Here is a 15,404-nt window from a genome sequence, read left to right as displayed (position 1 = left end):
TCCTTCTTATTTTCCTAAAAATTTTGCTTGTCTCTTTTCAAAGAACGCCGTTAGGCCTTCTTTATAATCTTCACTATTTCCCAAGAATCTTTGGTAAGCTGTTTCGCGCTCCATCGATTCTTTTGAAGTGCTATCAATTGCAACATTGATATTCTCTTTTATCGCTTTTACTGAAAGAGGTGCCATGGCATTAATTTGCCCGGCCCATGCTTTTGCATCTGTTAATGCTTCTTCACTTACTTTATTAATAAGTCCTGCACTCTCTAATTGCTCACTTGTTAAAGGAGCGTTAAAAAGGAAGTATTCCATTGCTTTTTTAGGGCCAAGTGCTTGAGTGAACATATGAGTTGATCCAGCATCTGGGCAAAGACCTAGTTTTGAAAAACCTGAAACAAACTTGATCCCTGGTTTTGCTACGATTAAGTCGCATGCAAGTGCTACGGAAACACCGGCTCCTGCAACGACACCTTCAACTGCTGCGATAACTAGTTTCTTAGATGACTTAATTGCATTAACCAGTGGGTTCCACTCAGTTTCAAGTGTTACTCCAAGATCAACTGGTTTTTCTCCAGCTTGCACTGTGCGATCATTTAAGTCTTGTCCAGTACAAAATCCTTTGCCTTTTGAAGCAAGAATAATACAGCCAACTTCACTGTCGCGGTTTAGATCTCTGATGGCCTTGATGATTTCAAGTTTTGCTTCACGAGAAAGTGCGCCGTAAACTTCTTCACGGTTAATTGTGATCATACCTGTGAAGGCTTCTTTTTCGATAATAATATTCTTAAATTCAGACATTCTAATTTCCTTTGTACTCTGGTGAGCGCTTTTCTAAGAAGGCACGCATACCTTCTTTCTGGTCACTACTTGCAAAAGTTAAATAGAAATTGCGTCTTTCAAAATCAACACCATCACTAAGTGACATTTCAAAGGCCTTGTTTACAGATTCTTTGATTAACTTAATTGCAACTGGTGCCTTATTTGCGATTTCTTTTGCCGTTTCAAAAGTTTCTTGAAGTAGAGTCGTGCTAGGGACAACCTTTGCAACTAGGCCCCAGTCAAGTGCTTGGTTTGCACCAAACATTTCACCTGTCATACAAAGCATCATTGCCTTCGACTTTCCTAGAGCTCGTGTTAGGCGTTGTGTTCCACCTGCACCAGGAGTTGTCCCAATGCTAATTTCTGGTTGGCCAAATTTTGCGCTATCTCCAGCAATAATGAAATCACAGTGCATTGCTAACTCACATCCACCACCTAGAGCGTAACCATTTACGGCCGCAATGATTGGCTTTGTTATTTGAGCGAGTTGTTGCCATGAGCGGAAGCGGTTGTCATTGATTTGATCAATTGGAGTCGCTTCAACCATTTGTGCAATATCTGCACCAGCAGCAAATGCGCGTTCATCACCAGTAAGGATGATGACACGAACTTGTGGGTTATCATCAAGTTCGAAAAGCTTATCAACTAACTCTCGCATTAGGTCTGTTGAAAGAGCATTTAAAACCTTTGGGCGATTAAGCTTAACTAGGGCGATATGCTCGTGGTCGTTATATGGAAATTCACAAAGTATATTACTCATTAAAGCTTTCCTTATTGAAGAGTGATTACTTCTTCTTTAGCGAAGTGAATTGAAACAATCTCTTTAGCGAAATTAAATAGATCTTTTCCACACGCCATATTTTCTTCAGAACTCATTCCTACTTTAAAGTCATCTTTATTTTCAAAAACCATCTCTGCGATTACATGTAGATCACTTGCTCCACGAGGAGTCCCTGTGATGCGATTTAAGCGAAGCTCTTTCATACTTGGAACTTTCTTTACAAGTGGAGTATGAACTTGCGCATAGTGCTTTTCCCATGCATCGATATCGTTTGGAATTTTATAAATGGCGATTAACTTGTACATAAGTATCCTTTCTTTGAAGTTGTGTCGTGTTGTTTAAATTTTAGTTAATTAAACCAATATTGTAGGGATATGAGGGGCCCTTTGAATAGGCTAGTTGAGTCATTTTTTGACGTATTATCAGTAGTTTAGATAAAGGAAATCAATATATTAGTTTAATCTAATGGAAAATATCAGTTTCCAATGACGCTATGTGAAATACTTTCAATAATAAACATTGCCTTTAGCTTTTCGTCTATATTGCCGCATCTTAAAAATTTAATCCCGGAGTGGAAAATGAAAATATTAACAAAAGTAATTCTAGTATTAATGGCGCTGCAAGTGTCATTTGCTCTAGAAGTTTCACCAAGAGATGTGCGTGCGCACGTAATTGAATCTTTTCGCCCTTTTCATGAGGCCCATATTGTAATCAATACAGAGCGAGAAGATATTATCATTTCTAAAGAAGTTATTTGTTCAAACTTCTTATTCGAGTGCTCTGATAAGTCAGAGTATGAAGTCCTTCAAGGATTTGTAGATGTGATTAACTCAATTCGCGATCGTGCTTATAAAGCTTGGTCAGATATGACAATTGATAAAAGATGCTTTGCCTCGAAGTCTTATGAGAAACAAAGCATCTTCAATTGTATTAAGTAATTAAATTCTAATCCAGGTATCCTCTTGCGATTTGGTCCCTTTCAATAGCATCAAAGAGGGCCTGGAAATTTCCTTCACCAAAACCGTTGTGATTTTTTCTTTGAATAAATTCAAAAAATAGTGGACCAACATAAGTGTCAGTAAAGTTTTGGATTAGGTAGCCTTCTTCATCACCATCAACAAGCAGTTGACGATCTTCGAGCTCTACTAGATCTTCTGTAACATTAATTCCACGCCCAGCAATACCTTCGTAGTATGAATGAGGGATATCAAGAAATTTAATATCTCTTTCTCTTAAATCTTTAACAGTTGTAAGAATATCACCGCAAGTTAAAGCAATGTGCTGAACTCCGGCACCGTTGTGACGATCAAGAAACTCTTGAATTTGATCCTTTCCACCAGCTTCTTTTGGCTCATTAATTGGAATAATGACTTCACCTTTTGGAAGTTGAACAACTTCTGAGTTAAGTCCAGTTTTTGAACCTTTAATATCGAAGTAGCGAGTTACTTTGAAACCATAAACACGGTCATAGAACTCAACCCATTTCTTCATTTCACCTTTTGGAACGTTATTCGTTAAGTGGTCAATGCGAGCAACACGTGAACCTAGAGGGCGCGCTTTTGGATCTTCTTCAAGTTTCGTAAACCCTGGACGAAAGAATGTGCGAGGTCTTTCAATGAACTCATTGGCAACATCACCAAAGCCTTTAATGCGAGCACTTTTGTAGATACCATGCTCATTTTCAGTGATAACAACTTCTTGAAGTGACTCAGCACCACGCTCAATTGCTGTCTTATAAGCATGCTCACAATCTTCAACTAAGAATGAGATTGTTGAAACACCTTCACCGTGAGCCTTGAAGTAATCTTGCGCATGGCCACCTTTTTGTGCCGTTAAAAGAAATCTAACTTGTCCCTGAGTGAATAGCTCTTTGCTTTCACTTTGCTTTTCATATGTTTTAGAAAAACCAAATGTGTAGAATAAATCTTTTGTGGCCGTATCAAGTGAATCACATGTGAATTCGAGATGATCAATGGCCAGGACCCCAAGAGGGTTTTCTGGAGAAATTTTTGAGTTCATAAAAACTTCCTTCTTTATATTAGCTGTTTGATTTGTGTATGAAAGATACTAACGATTTTTCCCAAATGGAGCAAGATGCATTATGATATGTGCATGAAGCATCGTTTATGGTTTTTCTTTTTTGCACTAAGTCTAGTGACTCATGCTGTTATATTCTTTTCAAATATAAGAAAAGGTGAGCAGCAGATGAGGCGTGAGCGCATTGGTATTGATGTCCAGATTAAGGCCCATGCTATAAAACAAGAAAAGCAAAATAAAAAAGAAGTTGAAAAGATTGAACAAAAGCCACGAAAAAGTGTTCTGGCCAAAGAGGAGTCCTCTAAGTCTGAGCAGCAACAGGTTGTTACAAATAATACTTTTGAGAACCAAATAGTTCATTTCGAGGCCCCTATTTATCCGCGATCTGCCAGGAGAGCTGCGATTGGTGGCTCGGTGACTATCTCCCTTATTGTTGGTGTTGACGGGAAAGTTGTGGATGTCAAAATTTTAAAACCTGCTGATTACACAGCTTTCAATGAAGCAGTACTAAGTGTTGCAAAACAATGGCAATTCAAGCCTCAGAAGATTCAAAATACATATACTAAAAAAATCGTGTTTACTATTGAGTAATGACGCTTTGGTTCGTCAAAAAACATAATAAAAATTCTATACTTGCACCTCAATTAAATTTAGAGGAATTATGAGTCAATATAGAATTCTCAATGGGAATGAGCTAATCATTCAAGGTGCTCTTGAAGCTGGTTTTAATCTTTATACTGGATATCCAGGATCACCGTTAGCAGATTATTTTAATATCTTATATAGCAAGAAAAAAGAGTTTCACGAAAAAGGTATCCGTGTTGTTATTGCAAACTCGGAGGCCAATGCAGCGGCCATGGCCAGTGGAGTAAAACAAGCGGGACGTGACTGTATTGTTGCCATGAAATCAATGGGACTTCATGTTGCAAGTGATGCTTTATCCGTTGGTAACTTTGCCAATCCTGCGAGACCTAAGATAGTCGATGGAAAGGAAGTTTATCCTGCTACTGTTATTTGTGTTGGCGATGACCCTTGGTCGATGTCCACTTCAACTGCAGCTGATTCAAGATATCTTTTTAAGCATCTTCATATGTCTTTTCTAGAACCTTCAAATCCTAAAGAGTTAAAAGACTGGATTGCTAAGGCAAAAGAAATTTCTTCTAAAACAAGTTTATATCAAGGATTACTTCTAACGACTTTTCTTGCTGAAGGTGGTGGAAGAGTTGAGTGCTTTGACGAGGCCCCGATTGATGGCAATTTAATCGATATCGATCCTTCAACTTTTGATCTTCAAAAAAATGTAATGGTTCCACCAAATTCTCTACTTGCTGATGTGAGTATGATTAAAGAGCGCTTTCCAAAACTTCAAAGTGTACTTAAAGAGATGGCCCTTGATCAAGTTTTTGGAAATATTAACGCTGATATTGGTTTTATCTCAAGCGGTGTAATTTTCGAAACCCTTAAGCAATGCCTAGAAGAAGGTGAGTATCTTGATCACTTCTCTTTATATAAAGTTGCTTCTTCATTTCCACTTGTTGATGACATCTTAGTACCTTACTTAAAGGGCTTGAAGAAGCTTGTTGTGGTTGAAGAAAAGCGAGGTTTCTTAGAGGGGGAGATTCGCTCTCTTTGTCAGAAACATGGACTTATTCTTGATATCGTAGGAAAGGACTTTAAAGATGGTGATGGCTTTCCTGCATTTGGTGGGCTTAGCTATGAAATCATCAGTGAAAAACTTGAAATACTGAAAGACTATCTTGAAGTTGGCCAATGTAAATCATTGGCATTCGAAGAAAGGAATTTCGGAGAGATTCTTCCAAAGAGACTTCCTACTTTTTGTCCAGGTTGTCCTCACCGTGAGACTCTTTCTCTTTTAAAAGACCTTCGTCGCTGGCTTAAGGCCCAAGATATTGACCTTATCACTCATGGTGACGTTGGTTGCTATTCACTTTCATTTTTACCGCCATTTGGAGAAATGCATAATTTATCAGCAATGGGGCAAGGTGGTGCTCTTGGTGCGGGGATGGATCTTTTCACAAAGAACCCTTCTGTTGTCTTGATGGGTGACTCAACTTTCTTTCACTCTGGCCTAACTGATATTTCAAACTCAGTTCAAGCTGATCACGATATTACTTACATTCTTTTAGATAATGATAATACGGCCATGACAGGACATCAGATGACTCCTGCATCACAGATTAATGTTGAGGGAAGTAAGAGACCTAAGCAAGATATGCTAAACATCGTGCAAAATCTTGGTGTTAAGGTGGCCAAGGAAGTTAACCCTTCTGATCGCTACTTTTACCAAAACCTTATGCGTGAATTTGTTGTACAAAAAGGCGTTAAGGTTATTATTTCAAATAAAGAATGTTCTCTTACTTACCAAGCAAAGGTAAGAGCTAAAGAGAGGGGACAAATTAAAGATAAGGGTGTGCTAGCGCAAAAGACTTTTTATCAAATTAATACTTCGGCCTGTGAAGACTGCCGTATTTGTATTGAAGAGACAGGTTGTCCTGGCCTAACTCAGGTTATGGATGCATATGGTACTAAGATGGCAATTGATCCTACTATTTGTGTGGCCGATAGTTATTGTACAAAAATGAAGGCGTGTCCAAGTTTTGAAAAAGTTGTAGTCAAAGGTTATCACCCAACAATGTATCGTGACAGTGATCTTTCTCACTTAACATATGATCTGAAAGAATTTGAAACGAAGAAAACATTTGATGCAATTGCTAGTGGTGACACTTGGCGAATGGTTGTAACTGGTGTCGGTGGATCGGGGATTACAACGATCTCTAAAATTATTGCAAATGCATGTGTTGAAATGGCCGGCCGTGATGATCTGGATTTTAAATTTATGGATCAAAAGGGCCTTGCTCAAAGAAATGGAAATGTAACGGGACATATGTCGATTTGTCATAAAGAAAAATCGATGGGGGCCGTAACTCCTCGTGGTGGTTCTGATGTACTTTTAAGTCCTGACCTTTTAGATGGTATTGGACAACTGGGATTTTTAAAGACTGAGAATGCTGTTGCAATTTTTGATGATTCGTATCAAGTGCCTCTTTCAATTCTTCTTGATAAGGGGGAGAGTGAAGAAAGTTTAACTAGAGCTAAGCTTATTGAAAAAGTTAGAAGTAAAGGTGATGACAGAATTATTCTGGTTCCTCTTAAGAAGTGGTGTGATCTCTTCTTTGGTAAAGCGGTCTATGCTTCAAGTATGATTCTCGGTTATGCATTTCAATTAGGTCTTGTTCCATTTGGTGAAGATGATCTTCTTGGGGCCTTAAAGAAGTCGATGAAGCCTGCTGAAATTGAAAATAATATCGCTTCGTTTAAGCTTGGACGAGAAATGGCGTCTCTTGGAACTGAAGCTTTTGAAGCTAAGTATAAGAATCTTGTCGTAAAGAACAAGGACCCTCTCGATTTAGCAATCGAGTCCGTAAGGGAGTCACTACTTCCTTGGCATAATTCTACTTATATTATTAATAAATTTAGACAACATCTTGATCAAGCAATTGTTGATATTAACTGGATGAGTCGCAAGGACTTAATTCAGATCATTCACGATCAGTATATTTATAATCGCGGTAAAGAGACGACAGAGTTTATTTCTGGGGCAAGAGCAGTGGGAACTATTGTTGATGAAGAAAATAAAGTTCTTGCTACACGTGTTCTTGCTAAGACATTTATCGTTAAAGATGAAGTCATGGTTGCTCACTTAATGCTTTCTCCTTTTTTAAAGCAAATGGAAGAGAGCATCTATAGCTTCCTTGGAAAGTCTTATACTAAAGAGAGAATTAACCGTCCTTCATTTGATATCTTTGGAAAGAAGATTGAATTTGATATTTCGCCAAAAGATTGGCAATTAAAAATTATGAGACACTTTAGAATCTTACGTTCTGTGCTGCCTGCTTGGCATGCAAAAGAAAGAGAGATTGGTTCTAAGGTAAGAAATTACTTATTTAACGGTATCCAAAAAATTGAAGCGAAGAATAGTCAATATCACGCCCTTAAGCTTCTCGATAATATTAAAGGTTACAGGGAAGTTCGCTACACTAATGCGCAAAGAGTATTTAAAGAGTTGGAGATCAATTGAAGCAATCAGTTTCAGCAATATTTATCTGTGAGGACCAAGTCCTTATTATGAAGAGACAAAACTATCTGAGAGCATTTCCTGGCTACTCTTCTTTTCCTGGAGGAAAAATTGATGAAGAGGATGTGCTCAATGGTGGAGATGACTATCTTCTATTTGCTCTTAAAAGAGAAATTCAAGAAGAGCTTCATATAAATATTGATGAGCTATTAAAGTCTGAACATATTAGCGATGTGAAACAATATGCATTAGCAGTAACACCGGACTTTAATCCACATCGATTTGAGAATTATTACTTCAAGGTTTTTATTAAAGATAAGAGTGCTCTTGAAGAAATTAATTTTCACTTTGACGAGGGAGAAATTGCCAAGGCAACGTGGATGAATTGTCACGAGGCCTTTACTGAATATAAGAAAGGACATCTCTTGGTTGTTCCTCCTATGATTACAATTCTTAAAGACCTTGATCGTGATATTAATTCTCTTGATTTCCTTGATGCTAACTTGAAGTATGATGGAGATTTGCAGGTTCCAATGATTGAGCCTTTATTTGGCCTACGTCAATACATGCCTCTTTCACATACTTTTCCTCCAGCAAATCGTACGAATTGTTTTGTCATTGGAGATGATAATGGAAAGAAAATTGTTATCGATCCATCTCCTAAGAATGAAGAAGAACTAGAAAAGCTAATTTATGGCCTAAAGGAACATGATCTTAGTGAGATATTTCTTACTCATCACCATCCTGATCATCACGAGTTTAGTCGTGAATTAGCAAAGATATTAAAACTACCTTTTTCTATGTCCGAAGGTACTTATGAACATCTTTTAGGAGACTTTGGGCAGGATTATTTTGATGGCCATGAAGTAAAGTTCTATGATGATGGCGATATTGTGACAACGTCATGTGGCCATGAAGTAAAGCTAGTTACGACTGGTGGCCATGCTTTTGGTCAGAGCTCTCTTCTAAGAGCTGACGGGGCATGGATGATTGTTTCAGATCTAATCCAAACGATTGGAACAGTTACAATAAGTGGCCGAGGCTCTGATATGCGAGAATATTTTCACTCTCTTACTAATGTAATCAATCTAGATCCACAAGTTGTAATGCCTTCACATGGAATTTGTCTTGGTGGAACAAATAAAATTAAGCAAACTCTTGATCATCGCATAGAAAGAGAAAACCAAATCCGTGCTTGCTTGGAAGAAGGCAAGAGTCGTGAAGAGATTTTTCAATCAATATACCCAGATCTTCCTGAAAGATTACATAAGTACGCCTATGCTACGATTGATTCCCACTTAGATAAATTAACTAAGTATGGGCCAGGACTTTGCTAAAAAGCAAAATTTATTGGCACAATTAATTGCTCAAAATTTAGTGATTAGGATTTTTACAGCTAAGATTTATTCTTTAATATTAATAGGTTAATCCATGGTTCAAAATTATCTTTAGTATAATTCATTAAAATTATTCACTCATATCCTTTCTCAAGTGAAAATAAGCTAGGGGAGTGGTCAACTTTATTGTCGGCAAAGTAAAGAAATAAAACTTATTAACCGATAAATTAAGAAGATTAATCTATGTGAGGAAGAAATGAAAGTTGTTAAATCATCGATTATCCTATTATTCACGATTAACTCAACTTATGCCAATGGCAATATTGGTTTATTGCAAAATGATCCATTGTTACCAGACGGTGCAGTATTGATCGGCAATGGTATGGTGATGGGAACAGGCGCTGGTGTTGGCATTGATAATATATCGATGGGATTAGTTGAACAAGTTAGTGACTATGCGAAAAAGAGTGTTGATATCGAACAGTCACTACGCCGTAAACGTCTTCAATTCTTCGAAAACCCAGATAAGTTTTCTAATAGAGTTGCACCTATTAGATATGATGCAAATTTTATTACTTCGGGATTTATGAGTCCTATTCTACTAGATGGTGATTCACAAATGAGTGACTTTGATCCCGAAGGAGATGCAATTAGCTTAGTAGGGGAAGACACAAATAAACAGCCATCCGCTACTTTAAATTTTAAAATTGGAAATTATGTATCGACGAGCTATTTATATTCATCTCCAAGAGCGTCCCTTTTTAATAGTGGCTGGAGTACTCCCGTCAGTGAAGGATGGGGTTCTTCAAGCTATGATTTTTATCAAAGCTATAAACCATGCCCTGGAAATAAGGCCTTAACTGATGGACTAGGCGATAGTGCTCAATTCTTAGAAAGCTTTATGTATAAACTTGATACTCGTTTTATGGGGTGCTCTGATGAGTATTTAACAGTTGTTGATGATGGCTATAATTTAAAGCCAATGATTGATACTAAGAAATTTTGTAAGTGTGCTAGCGAAATTTCACATGAAGATAATGTTGAAGAACAGATTGAAAATAAAGATGTTCTCGATGACTTTGCTGATAAGCTCTATGGAAAGCTTCTTGCTCACCGAATGAAGAACTTTGCAGAGTTTTTAGAGCGTTCAAAAGGTCGTTTTGATGAATTTGAAAAAGGTAAAGATTCAGTCGACTCATATAGCTGTTCTAGCAAGAACGTTGAGGCCCTTAGTAAAAAGTTAAAGGGATGTTTTGGTGGAAGTGCTGCAAGCGCAATTGATAAAGCGTTAGAACTTGATGGGACAAAAGATTCAAGAGGTTTCTTCTCCAGCCTTATTCCTTTAGGAGAGTCTGGTAAATTAGGACGATCAAAAGATCGTATGGCCCAGCTTTTCTCAAAGGTTAATGAGAAAACGATATCTAAGCCAGCTTACGAAAAGGGTGAAGACCAAAAAGTTAAGGAATTTGCTGAGATCTTTATTTTACAATATGAAAAGCATAGTAAGGATATACTTGGTTTTCCTCGCTCTTATGTTGATGAGTTAAATGCCTATATTCAAAGTGACCCTGTTATGCTTGGTGCATACCTAGACTTCAAAAAGAATGAGCTTGAAGTTATGGATAGTATTCTTAAAGCTAAGGCCAGTGATGAAAATAGAAGAGCTATCAATAGCTATGTGAGATTAGATCAGCAGTATCTTTCTCAAGTTCAAGAAGATATGCTACAGCTTCAATTTGCAACATCAATCTTTTCTAAAACACTACCTCGTCTTATTGACGGTTCTTCTAAGGCAACTATTGCACAAATTTCTAAGGCATTTAATGATCTTGAAATGGGTAATGAAGAAGGTGTTAAGGCAATGGGGGATATCTATAGCGTAATGAAAGAACAACATGAACAAGAGCTTAGGCTTTCATGTCGTGATCAAATTATGTTCTTAGAGGAATCTTGTAATGAGGACAATGCTCAAGAGGTAATGTCTTCTGTATCTACTGAGGAATTTATTGCTATTAATGATAGTGTTGATGGTGTTAATTCTGAAGATGTTTCGATAAACGCTAAAAAATACTGTGTCGCTATGAATAAGGGGTTATTTAAAGACTCTGAAAGAACGGTTTTAAGCGTTGAGGTAGCATCGCAGTCAGTTGTTGATGAAATTAGGTCTGTCTATGATCCATCAAGTGATATTGCTTCAAAAAGAAAAAGTAATGATGAAAATAATGTTGCAAATGGTGCACTTGGTGGCTTTACTGAAAGAGCAAATACAGCAGGACAAATTATCAGTAATGGACAACAGGATGCTTCAGGAGTTGCAGGCGATGGTAGCTCAAGTGAGTATAACTTTGATGAAGCGGCTCAATTTTTAGAAAGCTATAATAGTTCAAACTCTTCATTACCATCTAATAGTTTTGCAAGTTCGAATGTTATTGATAACAACTCTCTGCAATCAATGATTCAAAATCCGTCAACATCTGTTAAGTCTCTTGAAGATGTGAAAACAAGAGTTGAGGATGAAGCCGAGGCAATTGCGAAAGAGCTTGAAGAGAACCGAAACTCTACAGCTGTTTCTACTGATGAAGCGAGTCAGAGTGCGGAGCTTAGAGCTGAGCTTGCTGCACTTAAAGCACAAATAGCAGAGCTTAATACTGCTATAACTGCAAAGTCTGAAAAACCTATTGATGAAGATGATCCTGAAAGAGAAAAGCGTATTGCAGCTCAAAGAAATAAAGTAATGTCTAATATAGCTGCAAGTAGTGGTTTTGGTGGAGGTCGTCGAGATGCGGCACCTGCAGGAAATACTAGAGCTGTACAGCAGGCATCTAGTGGATCGAGTATTCCTTCAAATCTTTCTGCTGGAGCTGGAGGCAGTTCTTCATCGGCCGGTACAGGAATTAGTGCGATCAATCGACTAGGTGCAACTGGTGGACTAGGACTTACAGCAGGCTCTTCTTCACGTGCTTCTTCAGGAGCAGTAGCAGGTGATAATATTGCTAAAAGTGATCAACGCTTAGTTGCAAAAGCTATCGCTGAAGGGAATAACAGTGTTGTTCTTGCCGATGGCCGTGTCTATTATATTGGTCATGATGAAGATGGAAATGTGATTCTTTCTGAAACAGCAGAAGAAGTATTAGCTGGTGTGACGAGTCCTGAACAAGAAGGACCTCAACTTCCTACTCCTAAGGCCGAAGACGGTCCTAAGCGTGAAATTGCTTCTGAAGGTGAAGAAGTAAAAGTTCCTGGCGAGGATAGTATTTATACTAAGTTCTTAAATGCCGCAGAAATCAACGAATAGAATTATCAATAAATTCACATATAGAAAAGACCAGCAATAGCTGGTCTTTTTTATTTTTTTTACTTTTTTTTGAAAATAGAAAGTGTTGAAACGACGACTATTATTGGCGCAAGGAGATTTTGTTGTTTAGTCGCTATTTATTTATTTTTAAACAGTTGTACACGTGAATTCAGTGAGTTTGCTCACCTCATAATTAAGTTATTTGTAGTGTGTTTAGAAAATATATTTTTAGCGTCCATAATATATTGAAGAAAGGAAGGGGCACAATAAATTTTGGTCACTTAAGAGAATTCTTAATGCCACCGATAGACAAATTGGATCAGGTATCCGGGACGGAAATGAAATTAATTAAAATATTTATTACTACGACATTGTTTACACTACAGAACACTACTCAAGCAGCCGCTATCCTAGGAGTCGCTGGAGGTTCGTTTTCTACACCACTTCAACAAAACTTACTAATGTTAAGTGAAGTCGATACGGTTATTGCTGATGCTGGTATCTATCTTCTTGAACAGGTTGATCACAACGAAAATACATTCAATGAGATTAGAAAGAATCGTATCCTTGGTACAAGTGATCCATTTGTTGAAATGGAGAAGTCTCTTGCAAAGTCTGGCTGTGTTGGTGATCGTAAGAGTTCATCTCCAGCTGATAATCAAATTGATCAAGTGACAAAAATGGAAATCAGTATGTCTCGTTATGGTAATGCATGTCGAGACACTTTATATAGTGTTGACCTTCAAGAAGGTGCTAAAGAGAAAATTAATGTTGAACAATACTGTGGTTGTGTAAGTAACGTTACAGCTTCTGTAACTCAAGAACAGGCATTAGTACCTAATTCAGATGAAGCATATAAGAGTAAGTTTCACTCTGCGATTGTGGCCAGCCGAGTTTATAATCTTTTTGATCTAATTAGAGACAATGCTGGACGATTAGAACGTTATCGTCACAAACTAGCTATTAGAGATAAGAACTTTGATCGATTTACTTGTACAAAAAGTGATATTGATAAGATTAGTCAAAAAATTGAGTCTTGTTTAAGCCCTCAAGTTAGAAATGCAGTAGATAAGAAGCTTGGTTATAATTTGGATAATCTTATCAAAACAAGTACCGAAGGAGAGGCAAAGCAGCGCCTAAATCATGTTTTCACAAAATCTAATACAGAAATCGATGATTATTTTGATGATAAAATCGCTGCTGAGAATGTTGCCCTCGATGGTAATGGCGGTAGTAAAAGAAACCGATTCATTGATCTTTTCATTGTAAGATTCAATGAACAAAGAATTAGTGGTGAAGGATATTCGAAGTATTATAAAGATGATCTTAAAGCTTATGTTTATAATAACAAAATATTTAGTCGTGAATTTTATAGTTTTAGAGAAAGAGAAATTGCAAAGTCAGATAAGTTAAGTCGCTCTCTTTATTATCAAACTGATGGTAAAGAAGGTCGCCTTGATTATGCTAATCAAGTCTTTACTGCAGAAGAAGAGGATCAATTTCTAATTCAATACGTATCCTTCTTTGGTTCAAAATTTATGAAATCAATGGTTCGTGACGCAGATGATTTTGAGCAAGTAACTAAGGCCTTAAAAGAAATTAAAAATCAAGGTGTTGATACTAAGAGCTTTATCTTTGATTCTCTTATGAATCACTTAACAGATTTGAAAGAAGAAGTAATTAGTGAGTGTGAGAGTCGTATTGAAGAACTTGAGTATACTTGTGATCCTTCAAATTTTGATGATGTAATGAAAAGTGTATCTGCAGTTGAATTTACTGAGGCGAATGAGTCATTTGGTGGAAATGATATTGAAACAGCAGAGTTCTATTGTTCAGCTTTTAATAAAGGAGAGATCCCACAAACTATTGCGGGTGGGTATGGTAACTTTACTTCAACTTATGACCCTGCACTCGTTTTTGATGAAGTTCGTGGAAGTCACGGACAGCAAATTGCTTCAGTTAGAGAGTCCTATGAGAAGGGTGGCCTAGCAAATGCGTTTAATAATTCTAAATCAAATTCGAATATAGAAAATGTATCTGCAGATGCTATCGATGATGGAGCCTTTTCTCAAACGGCAGAGTACCTAAATAAGAAGTATACAAATACACAAAATACTGGGATGGCACAAAGCTCGCAAATGACTACGATGGGACAGGCCCAAGTTGCTCAGGTGCAAACAAATACTGCTTCTCAAGTAAATGAAACAAAACATGAAAGAGTCGAGAGAGAGATCGAAAATCAAGTTGAGAAAATAGAAAATCAACTTGCATCAAGTGTTAATGACGATCAAGAAGCGCAAGAGCTTAGAAAGCAACTTAAAGAGTTAAAAGAACAACTGGCCAATGTTGCAAAAAATGCACTTGCAGTTAATGAAGAAAGCGCAAAGAGAAAAGAAAGAAGTATTGCTAGTGAGCAAAATTTTGCTGATGAGCGAGCATTAGGTCACTTTGGTAATAGTTCTTCTGCATATTCTCACTCTGGTGCAGCTCCATCTAGTGTAAGAGGAGGGGCCTCTGTTGGTACAACTTCTGGCCGTGGTGGTGGAGCATCGATAGCAGGTGCTGGGGCTTCTGGATCAGCATCTTCAATCTCAGCTGCCCTTGGCGCAGCAGATATGGTATCAGGACTTAGTTTATCTAGTAATACACGATCAGATGTACTGTCGGTATCAGATAATCGAATAGGAAAGCAAGATCGTAAGTTAGTTGCTGATGCAATTTCAAAAGGTAGTAATCGCGTTGTCCTAGCAGATGGCCAGACATACTTCATTGGCCATGATGATGATGGGAACGTCATCCTTTCACAATCAAAAGATGCTCTATTTGAGGTAGCAATGCTTCCTGAATTAGAGGGGCCCCAGTTAGAAGCAGATCAGATTAAAAAACTGGATAACGCAGGCCGCTCAATTGCCTCGGAGGCTTCAGAAGTAAGTTCTGAGGATAGTATCTACTCTCAATTTCTCAATGCAGCAGAAATATCAGAATAATTTCTTAGAATAAGCCGATGCAAGGCGCGTTATAACGTGCCTTGCCTTGTCAAAA

Annotated in this window: 10 protein-coding genes; 6 read left to right on the top strand and 4 right to left on the bottom strand. The window is 37.6% G+C overall.

Going from position 1 to position 15,404, the window contains the following annotated elements; genetic code table 11:
* Window positions 1-6: 6 nt before the first annotated feature.
* From ABMA70_RS03585 to ABMA70_RS03575, 3 genes are read right to left on the bottom strand one after another with little or no spacing between them, the layout of a single operon-like run.
* Window positions 7-795 carry an enoyl-CoA hydratase/isomerase family protein gene (locus tag ABMA70_RS03585; RefSeq protein ID WP_103216892.1) on the bottom strand — a complete coding sequence of 263 codons (789 nt, stop codon included), beginning with the start codon at window positions 793-795 and terminating at the stop codon, window positions 7-9.
* A 1-nt stretch (window position 796) separates the two neighbouring features.
* Entirely contained in the window at window positions 797-1,576 is a 780-nt protein-coding gene (locus ABMA70_RS03580) for an enoyl-CoA hydratase-related protein (RefSeq protein ID WP_103216893.1), read from the bottom strand.
* An 11-nt stretch (window positions 1,577-1,587) separates the two neighbouring features.
* Window positions 1,588-1,902: an EthD family reductase gene (locus tag ABMA70_RS03575; RefSeq protein ID WP_392991513.1), complete on the bottom strand. Its 315-nt coding sequence runs from the start codon at window positions 1,900-1,902 to the stop codon at window positions 1,588-1,590.
* A 273-nt stretch (window positions 1,903-2,175) separates the two neighbouring features.
* Between ABMA70_RS03575 and ABMA70_RS03570 the strand changes: the two genes are divergently transcribed.
* Window positions 2,176-2,535 carry a hypothetical protein gene (locus ABMA70_RS03570; RefSeq protein ID WP_103216895.1) on the top strand — a complete coding sequence of 120 codons (360 nt, stop codon included), beginning with the start codon at window positions 2,176-2,178 and terminating at the stop codon, window positions 2,533-2,535.
* Window positions 2,536-2,542: 7 nt separating this feature from the next.
* Here the strand turns inward: ABMA70_RS03570 and hppD are convergent, their stop codons facing one another.
* Window positions 2,543-3,616, bottom strand: coding sequence for a 4-hydroxyphenylpyruvate dioxygenase (hppD, locus tag ABMA70_RS03565; RefSeq protein WP_103216896.1), 1,074 nt, complete (start codon window positions 3,614-3,616; stop codon window positions 2,543-2,545).
* A 93-nt stretch (window positions 3,617-3,709) separates the two neighbouring features.
* Between hppD and ABMA70_RS03560 the strand changes: the two genes are divergently transcribed.
* The 5 genes from ABMA70_RS03560 to ABMA70_RS03540 all read left to right on the top strand — a co-directional run bounded on the left by ABMA70_RS03560 (window position 3,710) and on the right by ABMA70_RS03540 (window position 15,349).
* On the top strand, window positions 3,710-4,225 hold the full coding sequence (locus tag ABMA70_RS03560; protein WP_392991516.1) for a TonB family protein: 516 nt from the start codon (window positions 3,710-3,712) through the stop codon (window positions 4,223-4,225).
* Window positions 4,226-4,295: 70 nt separating this feature from the next.
* Entirely contained in the window at window positions 4,296-7,733 is a 3,438-nt protein-coding gene (locus ABMA70_RS03555; RefSeq protein WP_392991518.1) for a thiamine pyrophosphate-dependent enzyme, read from the top strand.
* Window positions 7,730-9,067: an NUDIX domain-containing protein gene (locus ABMA70_RS03550; protein ID WP_392991520.1), complete on the top strand. Its 1,338-nt coding sequence runs from the start codon at window positions 7,730-7,732 to the stop codon at window positions 9,065-9,067. Before ABMA70_RS03555 ends, ABMA70_RS03550 begins: the two co-directional genes overlap by 4 nt.
* 256 nt (window positions 9,068-9,323) lie before the next feature.
* Window positions 9,324-12,362 (top strand): hypothetical protein, encoded by a 3,039-nt coding sequence (locus ABMA70_RS03545; RefSeq protein ID WP_392991521.1) that lies wholly within the window; start codon window positions 9,324-9,326, stop codon window positions 12,360-12,362.
* 338 nt (window positions 12,363-12,700) lie between these two features.
* Window positions 12,701-15,349, top strand: coding sequence for a hypothetical protein (locus ABMA70_RS03540; protein ID WP_392991523.1), 2,649 nt, complete (start codon window positions 12,701-12,703; stop codon window positions 15,347-15,349).
* The last annotated feature ends 55 nt before the right edge of the window (window positions 15,350-15,404 follow it).

The sequence above is a fragment of the Halobacteriovorax sp. XZX-3 genome (assembly GCF_043196495.1).
Taxonomy (GTDB): domain Bacteria; phylum Bdellovibrionota; class Bacteriovoracia; order Bacteriovoracales; family Bacteriovoracaceae; genus Halobacteriovorax_A.
The sequence above is the reverse complement of the archived record's forward strand: the minus strand, read 5'-3'. Positions and strand labels throughout refer to the sequence as shown.